Genomic DNA, 19,756 nt, shown 5'->3' on the forward strand with positions numbered 1-19,756 from the left:
CGCAGCTCCGTGAGGGCGTCGCGGGTGGCGCGGCGGGCCTCATCGCTGAGGCCGGGGTCGCGCAGGGTGGTTTCGAGGGCCCGGCGGGCTTCGTCGATGCCCTAGCTGGCGGCCTGCAGACCAATATTGAGGCCCACATTGCCCAGCTTCAGGGCATTGGTTACGAGCTGGCTCAGGGCCGCGTCATCAATATCGATGTGCACGTTGCTGTTGATGTTATCCGTACGGCGTTTGCTATCGTAGGTGTACGTACCGCTTTTACGGTCCAGTTTCTGAGCTGCTTTATCCATTTCGCGGCCCATTTTATCCAGCTTGCGGCCGGCTTTGTCGAGCTCGCGCCCGGCGCGGTCCATCTCGCGGGCATGGTCGTCCAGCCGGCGGCCTTCCCGGTCAGCCTGGCGGCCGGCCTGGTCCAGCTCGCGGGTGCTGTATTCGAAGCGGCGGGCCGGGCCAGCCTCGGGCACGGGCACTACCGTTACCTGCTGGCCGGCGCGGCGCTCGGCTTTCGAGGGCTTGTCGGTGGGCACGGCCACGGGCTGGCCGTTCACCACCAGGCTGGTCAGCCGGCCTTTTTTATCACGGGTGATTACCACGGTGCCGGGGTTGGCGGGGCGGGTGCCCCGGGCGGTATCGGCGGCCATCGGGGTGGCGGTTAATGCTTGGGGCGGTTGGCTATTCGGAGTAAGACCAGTGGCCAGCGCCGGGCGCACCAGGCGGCGCACCCGCAGCAGCAGGGCCCCGGGCTGGTTGAAGGCAGCCAGGGCCAGGCGCGGCGTGGGGGCCACGGCGGCGCTCTGCGTCCACTCGGCCAGGGCGGTGAGGGCGGTGAGGGCGCGGGCCAGCCGGAGCGGGTCGCCGCCCACGAGGGTCGTGGCGGTATCGTCGCAGCAGTTTTCGCGCTCGGTACGCACGCAATTGGCTACGAACCACACCGCCGGATGGTAGAAAAATAGCACCTCGGCCACGGTTTGCAGCAGGTTCACGAGGTAATCGCGGCGCAGCACATGGGCCAGCTCGTGGGCCAGAATAGCCTCCAGACAAGCCGGCGATAAGCCCGCCACCGTGCCCAGCGGCAGCAGAATCACGGGCCGCAAGTGGCCCACCACCAGCGGCACCCGCACCAGCGCCGACTCCAGCAGCGCCACCGGCCGCTTCACGCCGCTGCGGGCGGCCAGCGCGGCCAGCCGCTCCTGCCACGCCACCGATAGCGGGCGCACCCGGTAGCGCCGCAGCCGCTGCACATACAGCAGGCCGCCCAGCATGCGCAGGCTCATGGCCAGCAGGCCCAGTAGCCAGGCCAGCACCAGCAGCGGCAACTGGTTGTTCAACGCATGGCTGAGGGACTGCGTGACGGCCTGAATCGCGGAAGGCGGGGCCAGCGAAGCCGCAGTTGCGGCCGGTACCGGGCGCGGCGCTAATCCCGGCAGCAGCCATTACCCCCGCTTTGGCGTCAGACACTGCACCCGCTGCGGGCGTTTCAGCCGGATTTGAGGGGGTCCGCCTGGCTTGTGGTTGCCTCCCAACCCTGCATTGGGCTTTTGTCAGGGCTCGAATTCATATACAGCCCGAACGTGATGCCGGCCAGCGCCACCACCAGCCCCAGCGCCCCGGCCGAAGCCGCGTAGCGCACCTCGGCCCGCTGCCGGCGCAGCAGCAGCAGCGCCCCGGCCAACACGGCCGCCACCAGCGCACCCTGCCACAGCGAGTGCAGCAAGGTCCAGCCCAAAGCCCGCGTCAGCGCGGGCGAAACGAATTGCTCAAACGTGGTCATCGTCGTCGGAATTAGGAGTGGAATTCTGGATTTCAATGTCATTCAGCAAGCGGCGAATCTGGGCCAGCTCGTCGGCCGAGGTCTGGCGGCTGCCCAGGGCCTGCATCACCAGCTTCAGGGCCGAGCCGCCGAAGGTGGCGTCCACGAACTTATCGAGCAGCAGCCCCTGCGTTTCCTGCTCGCGCACGGCGGCCCGATACACGTGGCTGCGGTCGGCATCGTCGCGCCGCACCAGCGCTTTCTCCAGCATCAGCTGCAAAATCTTGAGCGTGGTGGTGTAGCCCACCTCTACCTGACGGCGCAGGCTCAGGTGGTCGTTGATGGCCCGCACCGTGGCGGGCCCGTACTGCCAGAGCACGTGCAGGATTTCCAGCTCAGAATCCGTAGGTTTGGGGGGCAGTGCCTTGCTCATGTCGAACAGATACGAGGTTACTACGAATTATTTCGTAGTATGACACAAAGATTATACGAATACATTCGTAGTTACAAGATTTGACTACGAAATACTTCGTACTTAATCTGCAATCCAATATAAACCCTTGATTTCAAGGGCAATAAATTTTATTCAAGAAGGTGAATATTTCTGCTTTTACGGCAGTTCAGCGGAAGAAGCAAAGGGCTGCCTGCGCCCCTATACACGCTTAGATGGCTACTGCTGCTTCTCCCGGCGCTTCGTGAGCGTGACGCGGGCGCGGTGGCAGATGCCGCCCAGCGGCGGATTGAACTTGCTCACGCTGACTTTCACCTTGCGCACGTGCGGCAGCTCGGCCGTGATGCGGTCGAGCACGCGGTGGGCTACGTGCTCCAGCAGGCGGGCGGGGGCGCGCATTTCCTCGGCCACGAGGCGGTAGAGAATTTCGTAGTTCACCGTCTGCTGCAGCTTATCGGACTCGCCGGCGGCCAGCAAATCGGTTTTGATGTAGAGGTCGACGCCGTACTTATTGCCGATTTTCTGCTCTTCATCATAGTAGCCGTGGAAAGCAAAAAACTCCATGCCTTCGAGTGCAATCTGGCCCATGAGGTAAAATGGTGAGGTGGGGAAATAGTGAGCACAATTCGCGGAGCGGCAAGCGACCGAAGCCCCGGCTACGCTGCGAAAGCGACGCTACAAAGGTTGCCTCATAAAACCTTATAAAAGAAGAAAGCCCACCACGAAGGCAGGCTTTCTTCTTTTATAAGGTTTTATGAGGCAGCTGAATCCTAATAATCCGTCAAATCCGTTAAATCTGCGGTCTAGATTTCATCGAAGAACGACTTCTCCGCTACGGCTACTTCCACTGGCGCAGCGGCCTGAGCCGGGGCGGCAATAGCTACCATGCCAGGCTGGCCGGGGTGCGTTACGGGCGAAGGCTGGTTGATTTCGGGGTAGTTGGGCGTTACGGGCTGAATGTCGGGCGCGGTGGGCTGCACGTAGGGCGGGTTGGGCTCGGGCACCTGCGCGGGCGCGGGCGGGTCGACGTGCGGAGCAGGCGCGATGCCGGGGTTTTCGGCGGGCGCGCTGGGGCGCTCGATGTCGGGGCGCGGGGCTTCGGCGGGCGCGCCGGGGTTGGGCTGCTGGCCGGGCTTGGGGTTGTAGCCGGTGGTTTGGGCGGCGCGCTCCAGGGTTTCCTCGGCGCGGCCAAAGTTGCCGGGGGCAAACGATGCGGGTGTGGCCGCCGCCACGGCGGCAGCGGGCGAAACGGCGGATGAAGAAGTGACTTGCATGGCGGCAGGGGTTTCGGGCGTGGGTTCGGCGGCGGCTTCCTTGGGCCGCTCTACCTGTACGCGGACCGCGCGCGAAAGGATGGCCGCCGCGCCGCCCTTGGGCCGGTTGCGGGCTTTCTCCACCTTGTCGAGTGCATCGGAGGCGAGGTGGTGCAGGTCGCGCACGAGGCCATCAAGCTGCTGCTCAAGCCGCTGGCACTCCTGGCCCAGGCCGCCTACTTCGCGCTGCATGTCAGACACCGTTTTTTCGGCCTGCTGGTAGGCGCCGTCCACCACTTCGCGGGCACGCTGGCGGGCTTCGCTGAGGATGCCTTCGGCCTGAAACTGGGCTTCGCGGATGCGCAGGTCGGCATCGCGCTGGGCCTGCTCGGTGATGTTGTTGCCGGTGTCCTCGGCTGTTTTGAGGGTGCGGTAGAGGCTGCTTTCCACTTCGCGCATCTTCTGCACGTCGTGCTGGGCGTGCTCCAGCTTGAGGCGCAGCTCGCGGTTTTCGTCGCCCATGCGTTCCCATTGCTGCGACACGGTGGTCAGGAATGCCTGCACCTCGTCGCGGTCAATCCCCCGGAAGGATTTTTCAAACGTTTTCTGACGGATATCGAGGGCGGTGAGTTTCATCTTTCTTTAGCTGTTAGCTTTTAGCTGCTAGCTATTAGCTGTGGTGGCAGGTGCGCGGCAATCGTAGAATGAGCCTATTATTTCGAGGAATCTGACAGCTATTGGCTAACAGCTTCCAATTGCCAAACGGCCAGGCTGCGGTCGTCGCTACACGAAACTAGCCGGTTTTCGGTGCCCGGCCAAACCAAGCGGTTCACCGAGGTGCCGTGCCCGGCGGCGCGGGCGCGGTCGAGCACGCGCAGCAGCGTGAGGGTGGCCGCGTCCCAGAGCTTGATGCTCTTATCGAGGCTGCACGAGGCCAGGTAACGGCCATCGGAGCTAAAAGCCAAGTGGTTGATGGTGTACATATGGGCCGGCACGGTGTCCAGCAGGGCGTAGCCGGCGGCCACGTCCCAGCGCCGAATCTGGGCATCGCGGCCGGCCGTGAGCAGGTGCGCGCCATCGGGCGAAAAGGCCACCGAAAACACCGAGTTGGTGCTTTCGCCGAGGGTGTATTTGGTTTCAAGCGAGTCGAGGTCGAGCACACGGATGAGGTGGTCGGAGCTGCCCACGACCAGCTCGCCCCGGCCCTCGTGCAGCACCAGCGTGCGCAGGCTTTTATCGGCGAGGCGCAGCAGCTTTTCGAGGCGGAAATCGGGCAGGCGCAGCACGGCCAGCGTGCCGTCGCCCAGCCCCGCGTACAGGCGCTGCCGGCTCTCGGAAAACACTATTTCGAAGATGGCCACCGGCGGCAAGGCCGTGGCGTGAACCAACTCTTTCTTCGCTAAATCGATGGCCTGAATGCCCTGGAAGTTGTGTCCCAGCACCAGCAAGCCCAGCGCTGGCAGGTGGCGCAGGGCGTACACCGAGTTCTGCACGCGGGCCAGCAGCTCGCCATCGCGGGCGGGCTCGGCGGCATCCCAGCCCACCACCATGCCATCGGCGCTACCGGAGTAAACGTGGCTGCCGGAGCCACCCGTGAGAGCGTACACGGCATCGCGGTGGCCGGCAAGGGTGGCTATTCGGGTAACGGGCGGGCGGAAGATTTCGGGCATAACGGGTGGCGCAAAGGTAGCTTTGTTTGGAAGTAGGGCCACTTTGTCATCCTAACTATCATCCTGAGCGCAGCGAAGGACCTTATCACGTTTGCGCCGATTGATTTGCTGCGAAATGTTCTGACGTAATAAGGTCATTCGCAAGCTCAGGATGACAGTTGCTCCCGCTCCCCACTTCCCGCCCCCACAATGCCCCTGCACTCCCTCCAGCGCCTCTCCCCTACTGCCGTGCTGGGCCTCTGGCACCTCACCGAAACGCCTGCCGAGCTCTGGGCCGGGCTGCCCAACGCTGCCACCTACCAGCCGCTGCTGCCCGCCACCGCCGACCCCAAACGCCAGGCGCAGTGGCTGGCCGGCCGCCGGCTGGCCCACGCGCTATTCAACGAATTGCCCACGCCCGTAGCGCCCGAAACCGTGGTGCGCAACGATGCCACCGGCCGACCCTGGCTGGCCGGCGCGCCCGCCGATACGGTGGTTTCGCTGTCGCACTCCGGCGAGTGGGCGGCGGCCCTGCTGGCCCAGGATGGCCGGGCCGGGGTCGATATTGAGTTCATTCGCGACAAGGCCCAGCGGCTGGCCGGAAAATTTCTGGCCGAAAACGAGTGGGCCCACGCCCGCGCCACCCCTATGGCCGCAGCGGATGCCCATTACACCCTGCTCTGGAGCGCCAAAGAAGCCCTGTATAAGCTGGCGGCCCGGCGCGGCATCATTTTCCGCCAACAGCTGCTGCTTCACGAATTTAGCGCGGCTAAATCCGGCGAAATCCCCGCTACGTTAGTGCTGGACGGGGCCCAGACCCGGCACCGCATTTGCTATACCCAACCCGCACCCGGCTACGTGCTCACGTACTGCCACGAACCGGCCGGGTAGCCGCCAAGCAGTAGCCCGCGCCGTTTTGCCTTACCTTACCGCCATGTCTTTTCGCCGAATCTCTATTCTCACCGCCGTAACCCTGCTGGCCATTTCGCTCGCCGTGGGCGTGGCCCGCGCCCAGGCCGGCGGCACCGTCACCGATTTCACCCTGAAAACTGCCGCCAATGCCGACGTCGCCCTGAAAAGCTACGCCAAGGACAAGGCCGTGGTGGTGGTGTTTCTGAACCCGGCCTGCGCATTTTCGCGCCTCTATCAGGAGCGGCTGGCCTTGCTCAGCAGCGCCTACCGGGGCCGGGGCGTGCAGTTCCTGTTCATCAACGTGCCCATCAACCTCGATGCGCCCGGTACCGCCGCCCCCGGCGAGGTCGAGCTGCCCACCCTCACCGATGCCAGCCAGCAGGTGGCCGGCCTGCTGGGCGTAACCAAAACCGCCGAGGCCGTAGTGCTGGAGCCCGCCGGCAAGGGCTTCGCCATCCGCTACCGCGGTGCCATCGACGACAACCCGCAGGTGGCCGGCAGCGTGCAGCAGCATTACCTGAAGCAGGTGCTCGACAACGTACTGGCCGGCCGCCCCAGTGGCGTAGCCGACAAGCGCGCCGCCGGCTGCCTGATTAAGCGGTAATCGGTTCAGCAGAACGTCATGCCGAGCGCCGCCGAGGCAGATCGGCATGACGTTCCTGTTTATTCACACACAAGCCTCATAGCTCAAACGGAAGGCTACTGCGCCGAAAACCGGAAGGCGGCCGTAGTGCACCTTACCCCGGAGGTTCTTCTTCAGCCACACGCTGTAGAAGTGCTGCACCACGGGCATCAGCTTGTCGGGCAGCACGTTGCCACGGTTTTGCTCCAGGTCGATGACAGTGAGCAGCGGGTGGGCCAGCGCGGGCAGCCCGCAGAAGCGGGCGTAGTCCGTCACGGTATGCAGCACGCGGATTTCGGGAGGCGGCGGTTTCATGCGTTTGTTTTTAACTTTTGTCATCCAAAGCTTGCGAAGGATGATAAACCACGACGCTATTACTGCCGGTACTCCGCAGCGGCCCGCGCCAGGTGCTGCGCGAGAAATTTCAGAATCTCCGCCTGCAGCTCCCCTTGAAACTGCGCCCGGTCGAACCCCGGTGGGTCCTGTGAGGGCGGAAAGGCCGGGCCCGTTCGGGCCGCCGGAAATGGACTGAGAAAGGAATAATGGCCCGCGTTTTCGACGTTGCGGTGCTGCACCCGCCGGCGGTCGGCCACACCATTGAGCACGATTTGGGCGTGGAAATCGGGGGTCCACTCGTCTTTTTCGCCCGTCAGCAGCAGGATGGGCACCCGTATGTTGCGCAGGGCTGCCGCCGCCCGGTACCACACGGTGGCCGGGGCCAGCAATACCAGCGCCCGCACTCGCGCATCGGGCACTACGGGAATAGGCTGCGGCGTGCCGTCGGCGTGTTCGTGGGGGAGCGAGCCCGGCAGGCCGCCAGCCAGCGCCAGCGCCGTGTAGCCGCCCAGCGAGTGCCCAATCAGCGCCACCCAATCGGGCCGCAGCGCCGCCCCGAATTCCGCCAGCAGCCCATCAATGGCTAGAGCGTGAGGACAATAAAAGATTTATTTATTTATCTAAGCCAATCTAGCGTAGCACCAATATACCAAAAGGCGAGGAAGGAAACGGCGGTTTTTTCGTAGCGGGTGGCCAGGCGGCGGTATTGCTTGAGGCGGCCAAAAAAGCGCTCGACTTTGTTGCGGTCGCGGTAGGTTTCTTCGTCCATTGCCAAGGGTTCTACCCGGTTGGGATGGCTGGGAATGACGGCTTCGATGCCCCTTTCGGTGCAATAGGCGCGGGTTGCGTCGCTGTCGTAAGCCGTGTCGGCCAGCACTTTGCCCGGCTGCAGGTCCGCCAGCAAGGGCAGCGCCTGCGGGCTGTCGCCCGCCTGGCCTTCGGTCGCAATCAGCCGCACGGCGTTGCCCAGCGACTCCACGCAGGCGTGAATTTTGGTGCCGATGCCCCCGCGGCTGCGTCCGAGGCACTCGGTGGCGGCGTTACTTTTTTTTGGCCCGCTGAATGCTGGTGCGCCCGCACGACGGTCGAATCGAGCATGACCCAGTCCAGTTCGGGGGCTTGCAGGGCCTGGAAGGCCCGCTCCCAAACCCCTTTGGTCGCCATGCGCCGGAAGCGCTTGCACACGGTGTTGAATTTGCCGAAGCGTTCGGGCAGGTCGGCCCACGGGCAACCGGTGCGCATTATCCACACGACCGCGTTGAAAAACAAGCGGTTGTCTTTGCCCGTTACCCCGCAATCCGTGGCTTTACCCGACAAAAGGGGACTCACCGCCAGCCATTGAGCATCGCTAATCTCATGTCTTCTCATAAATAATTTCTTCGTTATAAACGATTGCCAAAGCAAAGGTAATTGTCCTCACGCTCTAGGCTGAGGTGGCGCGGCCGGGCCACGAGGTTATCGGCCGTGTTATGCCAGGCGTTGTCGTCGCAATGGTTGGCGTGGTGGCGCGGCAGGCCCACCACAAAGCCGTGGCGGGCCAGGTAGTGCGCCAGCAGCCGGTGCGTGAGCGGCGAACCGCCAGTGCCGTGCGAAACCAGCACCACCGGCAACGGGCCGGGGTTGATGGGCGCATCCAAGGCCACATCGAGGGTATAGGGCCCAATGGCTTCGGGCCGGCCGGGGGTACTGCTGGGGTACAGCACCAGCAGCGGGAAGGTGAGGCCCAGCGCCTCATCCGTGATTTCCAGGGTACGGCAGCCTACGAAATTGGGCATGGTTGAAGGGGTTGGCGAAAGGGTAAACTTAGGGGCTAGCGTGGTTGCAGAAACCCAAGCAGCCCACGCATATCATACTGAGCTTGTCGAAGCATCTCACCCACTTGGTTGGGCAGATTGGATTGCGTTGCGCGGTAGAGATGCTTCGGCTCCACTCAGCATGACGTTCTTAATGTTTGGCAATTCCCCTTTTCGCTTCGCCTAAAAGCCCGCCGGATACGCCGCGCCCACCGGACTACCCACCGGCATCATAGCCTCCAGTTCAGCTAATTCCGACGGACTCAGCGCTATACCGGCGGCGGCCACGTTCAACTCCAGATACTTGCGGCGCTTGGTGCCGGGGATGGCCACCACGCTCTGCGCCAGCACCCAGGCCAAGGCCAGCTGCGCGGTGGTTACGCCCTTGGTTTGGGCCAGGGCTTCCAGCTTTTCCACCAGGGCCAGGTTTTTGTAGAAGTTTTCGCCCTGGTAACGCGGGAACCAGCGGCGCGAGTCGTTGGGCTCAAAGTCGTCGGGGGTTTTGATGTCGCCCGACAAAAGCCCCGACCCATCGGCGAATAGCCCACGAAACCGATGCCCAGGGTGCGGGCGGCGTGCAGGCTGCCGCTTTCCTCCACGCCCCTATCGAAGAGCGAATACTCGGTTTGCAGGGCCGTGATGGGGTGCACGGCGTGGGCCCGACGCAGGATGTCGGGCGACACCTCGCTCAGGCCCAGGAAGCGCACTTTGCCTTCTTCCACGAAGCGGCTCATCATGCCCACGCTGTCCTCAATAGGCGTATTGGGGTCGAGGCGATGCAGGTAGTAGAGGTCGATGTAGTCGGTGCCCAGGTTGCGCAGCGAGCGTTCGATGGACTTGCGGGCGTAGTCGGGTCGGCCGTTGAGCTTGCCGGTGAACTGCTCATCGTCGCTCACCTCGAAGCCGAATTTGGTGGCCAGAATAACGTCGGCCCGGCGGCCGGGCAGCACTTTGGCCACCAGCCGCTCGTTCAGCATGGGGCCGTAGAGGTCGGCGGTGTCGAGCAGGTTGATGCCCAGCTCCAGGGCGCGGTGCAGGGTGGCCAGGCTCTCGGCTTCGTCGGCCTCGCCATACATGCTCATGCCGTTGCCAGCGGCCGTCATGCCCATGCAGCCCAGGCCTTCCACGGGCACTTCCAGGCCCTGGCTGCCGAGGGCTACGCGTTTGATTTCAGTTGTCATTAGGGGGTTGATTTTGATGAGGTTTTGATACCTCAAAGATCCGGCCCGCCTACGCCGACGGACCTACACAAAACCCCGCTTCTGCAACACAAAACGCGGCTACTGCCAGCCCTGCACGCTGCCGCCGCCAAATACGACGCGCTTCAGCATGGGCCAAATCCGGTCCTGAAACGGGTCGAGAATGCTGGCATCGTCCAAGGTCTTCAGCTGCGCGGGGCTGAGCTGAATATCGAGCGCCACCAGGCTGTCGTGCAGCTGCGCCACCTTGCTGGCCCCCACAATGAGCGAGGTGATGCCCGGCTGGGCCGCCACGCCAGCGCCACCTGCGCCAGCGGCCGGCCCAAGTCGGCCGCCACCGGCCGCAGGGCTTCCAGCACCTGCCAGTTGTGGTCGGTGAATTTCATGTTGCCGAAGGAATTGGGACCGGTGAGGCGGCCTTCGCCGCTGGCCCCGGCACCTTCCCGCTCGTACTTCCTGGCCAGAAAACCGGCCGCCAGCGGGTTCCAAGGCGTGATGCCCAGCCCCAAATTCAGGGCGGCGGGCACGTGCTCCCGCTCGATGGAGCGCGCCACCAGGGAGTATTCCATTTGCAGGGCAATGGGGTCGGGCACGCCGTGGGCGGGGGCCAGCGTAGCGGCTTTGGTGGCATACCAGGCCGGCACGTTGCTGAAGGCGAAGTAGCGGATGCGGCCGGCCCGCACCAGGTCGCCGAGGGTTTGCAGCGTTTCCTCCACGGGCGTCACGCCGTCGTAGGCGTGCAGCCAGTAGAGGTCGGCGTAGTCGGTTTTGAGGCGGCGCAGCGAGCCCTCCAGGGCGCGGTGAATGTTTTTGCGGCCGTTGCCGCCCAAGTTGGGGTTGCCGGCCTGCCCGCCGAAGCTGAACTTGGTGGCCAGCACCACTTGGTCGCGCAGGTGGCGGCCAGCAATGTAGAGGCCCAGCATTTCCTCGCTCTGCCCGCCCGAATACACATCGGCAGTGTCCACGAAGTTGCTGCCGGCATCCACGTAAGCATTGAAAACGGCTTCGGACACGTCGTCACCCGAGCCCCAGCGCGGGGTGCCAAACGTCATGGTGCCCAGCGCCAGCGGGCTTACCACCAGGCCGGAGCGGCGCAGGGTGCGAAAATCGGTGATTTTCATCAGGAATAGACCTACTGCCGAAGCGGAGCTGCTTCAGCTACTGGAACAGCCAGCATCCCGCTAAGGTCACCTTGGCCCGAGCGGTCTGGGCTATACAAACCGCCGTTTCTACAACACAAAACGAAGTAGGGTTCGGGGCTTGCCCCCGCCCGTCGTTGAATGGTTCATGTGGAGGCCGTTCAACGACGGGCGGGGGCAAGCCCCGCACCCTACGAAAATCTCCTGCTACTCCAGAATGCTCAGCAGCAACGCCACCTCAGCCGCTTTCACCGGCTCCTGCAAGCGTTCGAAGCTCATTTGCAGGTTGCGCATGGCGCGGCGCACAATGTCGAGGTGCGAGCAGGGCTCGAAAAAAATGGGGTTGGGCGTGATGTTAAGCTGGGCCACGTAGTGCTCGATATCGGTGCGCGAAAGCACCAGGCCCCGGTTGTAGCAGTTGATGTAGAACGGCTCGGCCCCCGGCAGCTCGGGCCGAAAGGTGAGCACGAACAGGTTGGGCAGGTTCACCCCAAAAACCGGCAAATCCAGCCGCTGGGCCACCAGCAGGTAAATCACGCAGAGCGTGAGCGGGTTGCCGCGCTTGGTTTCAATCACACGCTGGAGCATGGAGTTGGCCGGCGAGTGGAAATGCTGGGTGTTGGCCGCGAACTTATGCTGCCGGAACATCACGAAATTCAGGGTTTGCACTTGGTCGGCGGGGTGCATTTCGGGGCGCAGGGCAGTCCAGGTTTCGAAGCGGAGCTGCTCGATGGCGCGATTCAGGGCCTGGTAGTCGGCATCAGGGTATTGATAGGTATTCAGCAGCCACATGCCTTCGAGCAGGTCGGTGGCACCGGCTTCGCGCCACACTTTGAGGCGCTGCTGCAGGCCCTCAAACTGCAGGTGGTGAATCAAATCCTCCAGTCGCTGCTGCTGCTGGCTGTCCAGAGTTTCTTCCCACGACTCCTCCAGAAAGGGAATGATGCTCTCGCCCAGGTTCTGAATTTTGTCCTGGATTTGCGGCGCGATTTCCGGGTCGTCGAGCAGCGAGATAAGGGCTTTGATTTCTTTGTTGGTCATGGATGCGAAACGGCCACCGCTAGGGTTGGGGGGGCGAATTTAACACGTAACAGGGCCTTTTGGGTTTCAACGATGGGCAGGGGCAGGCCCCGTCCCTAACGGAACAAGTTTGTTTTGGCCATTTCCAGCAGCTCGGCGTGGGCTTCGGCGCAGCCAATACCGGCCATCATGGTCACCTTGCTACCCGCGTTCAACAATGCAGCCGCTTGCTGAATATCGGCTTCCGAAGGACGCAACAAGCTGCGGCGGCCCAGGGTGGGCAGCCGTACTTCGGGGGCTTCGGCTTCGAGGTAAGCCACGTCGCCGGGAAAGACGACCACGGCCACGCCGCGCAGCCCCAGCGCCGCCGCCACGGCACTTTCAATGGTGTGCACGGCCTGCTCGGGCACCGAAATCAACTCGCAGAAGTGGCTGCATTCGCGGAACAGCCGCTCGGGATGGGTTTCCTGAAAGTAGCCGGTCCCGATTTCCACGCTCGGAATCTGGGCGGCGAGGGCCAGCACCGACACGCGGCTGCGGTGGCAGTCGAACAGGCCGTTGATGAGGTGGGTGTTGCCCGGCCCGCAGGAGCCGGCACACACGGCGAGGTCGCCGGTGAGGTGGGCCTCCGCGCCGGCCGCGAAGGCCCCGCCTTCCTCGTGCCGCACGGCGATGAATTCGATGTCGGCACGGCCCCGAATGTTGTCGCTGATGCCGTTGAGGGAATCGCCCACCACGCCAAAAACGCGCTTGACGCCGGCGGCTACGAGGGTATCGACGATGATTTCAGCTACGGATTTTTTGGACATAGCTTTCGGCGGTTGGGTCTGGGGGCTATGCAGAAGAAAGATGGGTTGGCAGTATTGGCGGGGCATTCTATTGGTAATTTAGCGCCTGTGCTTCATCCAGCGGTTCGCCTGTCGCAACATGTGGGGTATTGAGTGCATTTTCCGCAGCAGCGACGGGCTTCTTCATCGGGCAAGCCTTCCAGCTCAATCCGATTTCGCTGCAACCTGTTCCTATTCCTTTGTCGCTCAATGCTTTGCCCTGCCCATGTCTTCTAAACGCCCCGCTTCCAACAACAATGACGACGACTCCATTATTGACGTAACGGGCCTGTTTCTGCACCTGAAAGAAGCCATGCGCAAGGAGATTGCCGACATCTGGACGGCCGCCCCAACCCCACCCAGAACCTCCACCGTTCATCAATTTTACGATTACGAGCCGCCCAGCCTGGGCAAGCTTTATAAAGACAAGCTGGCCCTCACGCCCAAGCAAATCAGCTGGCTCAACCGCTTTCCGCTGCCGGCCAACACGTTTCTGGACATTGAGGCGGGCCGCGCAGCCACGGTGCGGCTCTACCTGGCCGTGCTGCCGCTGCTGGAGCAGCAGCTCAAAGCCAAGGGCAGCACCCTGGCCCAAACGGTGAAAACGCTGGACAGCCGCACCAAATCCCTGCGCTACTACGCCAGCACCGCCTGGTACTACACCCCACCCAAAACCGGGGCCGATGCGTACCTGGCCATTTTTCGGCTGTGCGAAAACGCTGCGCGGATAAAACTGGGCCACAAGCGCAAGGTAGGCGGCCTCTTTACCGGCGCTTTGGCCGAGCTAGAGCCCGTGTTTCAGGAGGTGCTGGGGCGGCGGGTACTTGAGCTGCTGCCGCCGCTGCTGGCCCTGGTGCCCGCGCCCGACCATGCTACTGAACTACTGCTCAACAGACAGAATACCAGTCGCTGGAAAACCGAGCTGGAGCAGCTCCTGCACCAACTGGCGGCCAAGACCCCGGCCCTACTCAAGGCCCTGACTACGCTGGCCGCCCGCAACGCGCAAAACCCCTCCCTCGACCTGCTTCTTTGGGAAACAACCAAGCGGCTGGCAGCTACGCACCGCGAGGCGGCGCTCGGCTACTACCTGCGCTACCTGCACACCACCCAGGCCCTTTTTCGTGTTGGCAAACCGCTGCCTAAAAACTTGCACAAACAGCTGTTTCCGCTGCCGGAGCAGGCCGAGCGGTTTCAGGTTATCGCCAATGAGCTGGCTTTCTATAAAAAGCTGGATGAGGCGCTGGCCAAAGTACCCACCGTGTATGAGGTGAAGCGCCGGAAAATCGAGCTGGATAAAACCGCCATTCACGCCGCCCGCGACCAGCACGCCGGCACCGTGGAGCTACTAAACGAGTACCTGCAGGATACGCCCACGCCGCCAGGCAAACCGGCCAAACCGGCCAAAACCACCGCTCCGGCCAAAACCATAAAAACCAGTCAATCAGCCAAAAAACCCAGTAAATCCCCCGCCACGCCCACCGCTGGCAGCTTCGCCAGCGGCTTGGGCCTGAGCGCGCCGCAACAGGCGCTTTTGCAACTCTTTGCAGCCCATCAGCTCACTTTATCGCAGGCCAAAGCAGAGGCGTTTGCCAAAAGCCACGGCACGTTGCGCCACCAACTCATCGACGGCCTGAATGACACCTGCTACGAGCTGCTCGATGACGTGCTGGTGGAGGAAACCGGCGACGGCTACACAATCTACGAGCCGTATTTCCAGAAGATAACCGGTTAATTTAATGCCTCGGGGATTTGTACAATTCGGGAGTGGTAAACATTTTTCCAGAAGATAACCGGTTAATTTAATGCCCTGCCCACTTTAACGTTACGCCCGTGTTTCGCCGCCATTATTATTACCATACGCATACTCCGCTGGGCGACTTGTACGAGCACAACCTGCGGCTCAATAGGAAGGAGGTCAGCTGGCTCAACAAATTCACGCCCCCCGGCAATGGTTTGATGCAGCTTGAAACCCCTCGTGGCGAGGCCGTCCGGCTTTATTTACTAGTGATGAACGAGCTGGAAACCAAGTGCAAAGCGGCGGGCACCACGTTTCAGCAGCAGGCCAAGGAGCTTACCGAAAAAAGCGAGCAATACGGCTATTTCAATCATAGAGAGCAGGGCTACGTCAGCTCCGCTGCCGCCGGCAGCAAGGTGGCGGCCATCGTGTATTTCACGGTTTTACAGCGTTGCGAGGATGTGGTGCGGCACCGCTACGGCATGCCAATGAGCCCGGAAAAGCGGTATTTCACCGCCGTGCTCGACACCGCGCATTCCTTCGAGCGGTATTTTGGGGAGGCGGTGCAGGCGCTGCTCGCGCCCCTGGCCAAAACGGTGCCGCTGCCCGACGATGAAACCGAGCAGGCGCTCAACGTGCTGGACAACGGGCGCTACAAACCGCACTTCGAAAAGCTGCTGGCCCTGCTGCCCACCGATACGGTCGGGTTCGCGGCGGGTGTGTACGAGCTGTGCTACCTGAACAACCGCAACCCGGTGATGCCGCAGATTTACTACGAAGCCACCAAGCAGCTCGGCGAGCTGGTGCGTGCGCCCGCCCTGCACCTGTACCTGCACTACCTGCACTACGGCGTGGCGTGCAAGTGGAATTTTAAGCCCCGGCCCCTCATCAAACGCCTGCAAAAGAAGCTGTTTCCGCAACCTGAGCACCAGGAGCGGTTCAAGGCTATTTGCCAGTCGCTGCTGCACTCGCGCGACTTAAACCAAGCCACGACCGAAGTGGCAAAAGTCTATTTTCAGGAACGCAAAAAAATTACCCTGGACATGGGCACAGTGCAGGCCGTGCGCGCCCAGCACGCCGGCACCGTGGAGCTGCTGAACGAGTACCTGCAGGACACGCCCGCGCCACCGGCCGCTAAACCGCCCAAAAAGGCCCCAGCCGCCCCAAAACCGCGCCCGCCCAAACCACCGAAAGCGCCGGCCCTGGCGGCTACCTTTGCAGCCGGCGTGCAGCTCACCGCACTACAGCAGGCGCTGCTGGCCCTCTTTGCCGCCCACCAGCTCGCCCTGCCTCAGGCCGCGGTGGAGGCATTTGCCAAAACCCACGGCACCCTGCGCAACCAGCTCATCGACGGCCTGAACGAGGCCTGCGCCGACTTGCTGGACGACGTGCTGGTGGAGGAAACCGCCGACGGCTACGCCATCTACGAACCTTATTATCAGAAAATTACTGCCCAATGCTCGATAACGTGAAACCCAAGGAAGCCACGGCCATCATCAACTCGCTGCTGGGCGGCGTGGTGCCCAAGCTGGGCGTGCAGCACATCACGGTGGGGCGCTCGCCCGAAATCGCGGCGTTTTTGCAGGCGTTAGACGACGTGAAGAATGGCCACAGCATGGTCAAGTTCTGGATTGGAGACTTCGGCTCGGGCAAATCCTTCATGCTGCACCTGCTGAATACGGTGGCCCTGAAGCAGAAATTCGTGGTGGCCAACGCCGACTTCACGCCCGATAACCGCCTCTACGCCAACGATGGCAAGGCCGTGGCCCTGTACTCGGCCATCATGGACAACATTGCTATTCAGACCAAGCCCGAGGGCGGGGCGCTGGCCACGCTGCTCGAAAAGTGGATTGAGCAGGTGATGAGCAAAACGGCCCTCGACCACGATATTCCGCTCACCAGCATCCGCGACCAGCAGCATTTGCCCAGGGTGCAGGCTGCCATCATGGCTACCATTCAGGAGCTGACCGACGTGGGCGGCTTCGATTTTGGCACCGTGGTAATGAAGTATTACGAAGGCTACAGCACTGATAATGACCTATTGCGCCGCAATGCGCTGAAGTGGCTCAAGGGCGAGTACCGCACCAAAACCGAGGCCCGGCAAGACCTCGGCGTGCGCGAAATCATCAACGATGTCAATTATTACGACATGCTCAAGAACTTCTGCCGGCTGTTCGTGAGCATGGGCTACAGCGGGTTCATGATTAACCTCGACGAGGCCATTAACCTGTATAAAATCTCCACCTCGGTATCGAGAGAGAAGAATTACGAGAAGATTCTGACCATTTATAACGACTGCTTTCAGGGCAAAGTCAGCCATTTCTTCCTCAACTTCGCCGGCACCCGCGAGGTGCTGGAAAACGAGCGGCGCGGCCTCTTCAGCTACCAGGCCCTGAAGTCGCGGCTCGAAACCAATAAGTTCGAAACCAGTGAATTGCGCGATTTCGCCCAGCCCGTTATCCGCCTGCTGCCGCTCTCGCACAACGAGGTATTTGTGCTGCTGCAAAAGCTGAAGGAAATCTTCGATTTCAACTACAAATCCGAGTTGGCCATTTCCGATACCGATATCGAAGCCTTTATGGAAGAGATGTTTAACAAGCCGGGAGCCAGCGAATTTCTCACGCCCCGCGAGGTAATCCGCGACTTCCTCAACATCCTGAGCCTGCTGCGGCAAAACCCCGGCCTGGAAAAGCGCAAGCTGTTCCGCGACATTCAGATTCGGGACGAGCGGCCCGACGAGTCGAGAACAGACGCGCTGGTAGACGGCATTGACGTGCTGTAAATTTCAGCTGTTAGCTGCCAGCTGTTAGCGCTATCGTTATTTGATTACTTTAGAATAAAATCTGACAGCTAATGACTGACAGCTAACAGCTTAAAAATGGCCTTCCACCTACTCGCCGAGCCCATTCGCCGCTACGTGCGCGACCAGCGCTGGGAGGAATTGCGCCCGATTCAGGCCGCCGCTATTCAGCATATTCTGGCCGATGACGACAACTATATCCTAGCCTCGCGCACGGCCTCGGGCAAAACGGAGGCGGCTTTTCTGCCCATTTTGTCGAAGGTTGATTTCCGGCAGCCGGGCGTGCGGGTGCTGTATGTGTCGCCACTCATCGCCCTGATTAACGACCAGTTTCAGCGGGTGGAGACCCTGTGCCAATACCTCGACGTGCCCGTGACCAAGTGGCACGGCGAGGCCAGCCGCACCGAGAAAAAGAAGCTGCTGGACCAGCCGGCGGGCATTTTGCTCATCACCCCGGAGTCGCTGGAAGCCATGTTCGTGCATGCGCCCCGCAGCGTCAAAACCCTGTTCAGCCAGCTGGATTACGTGGTGATTGACGAGATTCATTCGTTTCTGGGCACCGACCGGGGCTTGCAGCTGCAGTCGCTGCTGGCGCGGCTGCGGCGCGCCGGCCGGGCGCGGTTTGCGGTGGTGGGGTTGTCGGCCACCATCGGCGACTATGCCGAGGCCAAGCGCTTTACCGGCGAGGCCGCCCGCACGAAGGTGCTGCTCGACCGCGCCGGCAAGGAAATGCACACGCAGTTCCGCTACTTCCCGGCCGACCGCAGCGGGGCCGATTTACCGCTCGATTTGCTCAAAGACCTCTACAAGCAAACCAGCCGCAGCAAGGCCCTGATTTTTCCCAACACCCGCGGGCTGGCCGAAGTAGTGGCCGTGAAACTGCGCCTGATTTCGGACCGGGTGCACGGCCACGCCAACTACTTTTCGCACCACTCGTCGGTGCACAAGGAGGTGCGCGAGTACGTGGAGCATTTTGCCAAACACAATCAGCGCCAGCCGTTTTGCATCGCCTGCACGTCCACGCTGGAGCTGGGCATCGACATCGGCTCGGTCGATAAGGTGGTCCAGATTGACGCGGCGCAGTCGGTGGCCTCGCTCATTCAGCGGGTGGGCCGCAGCGGCCGCCGCGATGGCGCGGCCAGCGAGCTGCTGCTCTACGCCACCAACCCCTGGAGCTTGGTGCAGTCGCTGGCCTGCTGGCTGCTCTACCAAGACGGTTTTGTGGAGCCGCTGCGGGCCGCCCGCCACCCGTATGATTTGCTGCTGCACCAGGCGCTGTCCATCGTGAAGGAGCGCGCCGGCATCGGCCGGGCGGCGCTGCTCAAGGAGCTGCTGGCCAACACCGCTTTCACCGAAATAGCCCCGGCGGCGGCCAATGAAATCCTGGACGAATTACTCCGCATCGACTGGCTGGAAGCGTTGGGCGGGGAGCTGATTATCGGGGTCGAAGGCGAGTTTACGGTGAATTCGCGGGAGTTTTTCAGCGTTTTCAAAACCGAGCCGGTGTTCAAGGTGGTTCACGCCGGCAAAACGGTGGGCGAAATTCCCTACTCGCTGCAAGTTCAGGAGCAGGAAAACCTGTTTTTGGCCGCCCGCACCTGGAAAATCACCGGCATCGACGGGGCCACCAAGCGCATTGAAGTGGTGCCCGCCCGCGACGGCAAGCGGCCGATATTTTCGGGCGGCGGCGGCACGGTGCACCCGCGCATCCGCGAAAAAATGCTGGAAATCCTCGTTTCCCCGGACGACTACCCCGAGCTGGACGAGCTGAGCCAGCTGGCCTTGCGCAGCCTGCGCCAGCAGTTTGCCGGCCGCGTCTGGCCGGCCCAGCTCACCCACGAGCGCCCCGCGCTAGTGAAAGACAAGGGCTTGATTTTCTACACCTTCACCGGCACCAAAATCAACCGCAGCCTGGCCTTCCTGCTCCGGCAGCTGGAAGTGGACTTCGTTTTCGACGACAGCCAAAGCAGCTTCGGCCTCGCAGTAGCCGTGCACTTGCTGCCAGCGCTTTTCGAGCAGTTACGACTGTTTGCGGAAGACGTGGATTTTCACCTACGCGACGCCCTGGCCCGCAACCCGGCGCTGATTGACTTTGCCAAGTGGGGCACCAAGCTGCCGGAGCATTTGCAGGTAGCCGTGCTAAAGGAGCGGTATTTCGACTTCGCGGGCGCGGCTGATTTCCTGCGGAATACGGTGGTGGTATAGGCAATAAGCAGCCGGCCATGCAGAGCGCAACGAAGCATGACGTTCTTGCCCTAGCCGCTACTACC

General features: G+C 62.2%; 19 protein-coding genes and 2 pseudogenes. 6 read left to right on the top strand and 15 right to left on the bottom strand.

The genetic code is table 11. The features are described from left to right. Positions 1-101: 101 nt before the first annotated feature. From KQ659_RS15645 to KQ659_RS15670, 6 genes are all read right to left on the bottom strand, one after another. Positions 102-1,430, bottom strand: a complete 1,329-nt coding sequence (locus KQ659_RS15645; RefSeq protein WP_332875085.1) for a M56 family metallopeptidase — start codon at positions 1,428-1,430, stop codon at positions 102-104. A 47-nt stretch (positions 1,431-1,477) separates the two neighbouring features. Beyond that, positions 1,478-1,771 (bottom strand): hypothetical protein, encoded by a 294-nt coding sequence (locus KQ659_RS15650; RefSeq protein ID WP_216688244.1) that lies wholly within the window; start codon positions 1,769-1,771, stop codon positions 1,478-1,480. After that, positions 1,758-2,183 (bottom strand): BlaI/MecI/CopY family transcriptional regulator, encoded by a 426-nt coding sequence (locus tag KQ659_RS15655; protein WP_216688243.1) that lies wholly within the window; start codon positions 2,181-2,183, stop codon positions 1,758-1,760. The genes KQ659_RS15650 and KQ659_RS15655 overlap by 14 nt, the downstream gene beginning before the upstream one ends. Before the next feature lie 237 nt (positions 2,184-2,420). Next, positions 2,421-2,789: a dihydroneopterin aldolase gene (gene folB, locus KQ659_RS15660; protein ID WP_216680202.1), complete on the bottom strand. Its 369-nt coding sequence runs from the start codon at positions 2,787-2,789 to the stop codon at positions 2,421-2,423. Between the two features lie 215 nt (positions 2,790-3,004). Further along, the gene (locus tag KQ659_RS15665) at positions 3,005-4,090 is read right to left on the bottom strand and encodes a DivIVA domain-containing protein (protein ID WP_216680201.1); all 1,086 of its coding nucleotides are present in this window, start codon (positions 4,088-4,090) and stop codon (positions 3,005-3,007) included. A 98-nt stretch (positions 4,091-4,188) separates the two neighbouring features. Further along, entirely contained in the window at positions 4,189-5,124 is a 936-nt protein-coding gene (locus tag KQ659_RS15670; protein WP_216680200.1) for a WD40 repeat domain-containing protein, read from the bottom strand. A gap of 189 nt (positions 5,125-5,313) precedes the next feature. On the opposite strand from KQ659_RS15670, the gene KQ659_RS15675 reads away from it, so the two are divergent. Next, the gene (locus KQ659_RS15675; RefSeq protein ID WP_216686142.1) at positions 5,314-5,994 is read left to right on the top strand and encodes a 4'-phosphopantetheinyl transferase superfamily protein; all 681 of its coding nucleotides are present in this window, start codon (positions 5,314-5,316) and stop codon (positions 5,992-5,994) included. Between the two features lie 43 nt (positions 5,995-6,037). Beyond that, entirely contained in the window at positions 6,038-6,619 is a 582-nt protein-coding gene (locus KQ659_RS15680; protein ID WP_216680198.1) for a redoxin domain-containing protein, read from the top strand. Positions 6,620-6,682: 63 nt separating this feature from the next. On the opposite strand, the gene KQ659_RS15685 is transcribed toward KQ659_RS15680, so the two are convergent. From KQ659_RS15685 to KQ659_RS15725, 9 genes and pseudogenes are all read right to left on the bottom strand, one after another. Next, positions 6,683-6,952, bottom strand: a complete 270-nt coding sequence (locus tag KQ659_RS15685) for a hypothetical protein (protein ID WP_216688242.1) — start codon at positions 6,950-6,952, stop codon at positions 6,683-6,685. Between the two features lie 59 nt (positions 6,953-7,011). Further along, a complete protein-coding gene (locus KQ659_RS15690) occupies positions 7,012-7,506 on the bottom strand; it encodes an alpha/beta hydrolase family protein (RefSeq protein ID WP_216688241.1) in 495 nt (164 codons plus the stop codon). A gap of 83 nt (positions 7,507-7,589) precedes the next feature. Then, positions 7,590-8,314, bottom strand: a pseudogene (locus KQ659_RS22145) (IS5 family transposase); the annotation flags it as partial. A 41-nt stretch (positions 8,315-8,355) separates the two neighbouring features. Further along, positions 8,356-8,748 (bottom strand): alpha/beta hydrolase, encoded by a 393-nt coding sequence (locus KQ659_RS15700; protein ID WP_216688240.1) that lies wholly within the window; start codon positions 8,746-8,748, stop codon positions 8,356-8,358. Positions 8,749-8,949: 201 nt separating this feature from the next. Beyond that, positions 8,950-9,947 (bottom strand): annotated as a pseudogene (locus tag KQ659_RS15705) (aldo/keto reductase). A gap of 99 nt (positions 9,948-10,046) precedes the next feature. After that, on the bottom strand, positions 10,047-10,226 hold the full coding sequence (locus tag KQ659_RS15710; RefSeq protein ID WP_226930006.1) for a hypothetical protein: 180 nt from the start codon (positions 10,224-10,226) through the stop codon (positions 10,047-10,049). After that, positions 10,151-11,086 carry an aldo/keto reductase gene (locus tag KQ659_RS15715; RefSeq protein ID WP_216688238.1) on the bottom strand — a complete coding sequence of 312 codons (936 nt, stop codon included), beginning with the start codon at positions 11,084-11,086 and terminating at the stop codon, positions 10,151-10,153. Before KQ659_RS15715 ends, KQ659_RS15710 begins: the two co-directional genes overlap by 76 nt. Positions 11,087-11,311: 225 nt before the next feature. Beyond that, positions 11,312-12,145 carry a transglutaminase-like domain-containing protein gene (locus KQ659_RS15720; RefSeq protein ID WP_168671879.1) on the bottom strand — a complete coding sequence of 278 codons (834 nt, stop codon included), beginning with the start codon at positions 12,143-12,145 and terminating at the stop codon, positions 11,312-11,314. Positions 12,146-12,240: 95 nt separating this feature from the next. Continuing rightward, complete coding sequence (locus tag KQ659_RS15725) at positions 12,241-12,933, bottom strand: thiamine pyrophosphate-binding protein (RefSeq protein WP_216688237.1); 693 nt, start codon at positions 12,931-12,933, stop codon at positions 12,241-12,243. Positions 12,934-13,177: 244 nt separating this feature from the next. Between KQ659_RS15725 and KQ659_RS15730 the strand changes: the two genes are divergently transcribed. The 4 genes from KQ659_RS15730 (at position 13,178) to KQ659_RS15745 (ending at position 19,691) form a co-directional block, all read left to right on the top strand. Beyond that, complete coding sequence (locus KQ659_RS15730) at positions 13,178-14,683, top strand: tellurite resistance TerB C-terminal domain-containing protein (RefSeq protein ID WP_216688236.1); 1,506 nt, start codon at positions 13,178-13,180, stop codon at positions 14,681-14,683. A 98-nt stretch (positions 14,684-14,781) separates the two neighbouring features. Further along, complete coding sequence (locus KQ659_RS21915) at positions 14,782-16,158, top strand: tellurite resistance TerB C-terminal domain-containing protein (protein WP_216688235.1); 1,377 nt, start codon at positions 14,782-14,784, stop codon at positions 16,156-16,158. Further along, positions 16,143-17,468: an ATP-binding protein gene (locus KQ659_RS15740; RefSeq protein ID WP_216686134.1), complete on the top strand. Its 1,326-nt coding sequence runs from the start codon at positions 16,143-16,145 to the stop codon at positions 17,466-17,468. Before KQ659_RS21915 ends, KQ659_RS15740 begins: the two co-directional genes overlap by 16 nt. Positions 17,469-17,564: 96 nt before the next feature. Further along, positions 17,565-19,691: a DEAD/DEAH box helicase gene (locus KQ659_RS15745; protein WP_216688234.1), complete on the top strand. Its 2,127-nt coding sequence runs from the start codon at positions 17,565-17,567 to the stop codon at positions 19,689-19,691. The last annotated feature ends 65 nt before the right edge of the window (positions 19,692-19,756 follow it).

It is taken from the genome of Hymenobacter siberiensis (assembly GCF_018967865.2).
GTDB classification, from domain to species: Bacteria; Bacteroidota; Bacteroidia; order Cytophagales; family Hymenobacteraceae; genus Hymenobacter; species Hymenobacter siberiensis.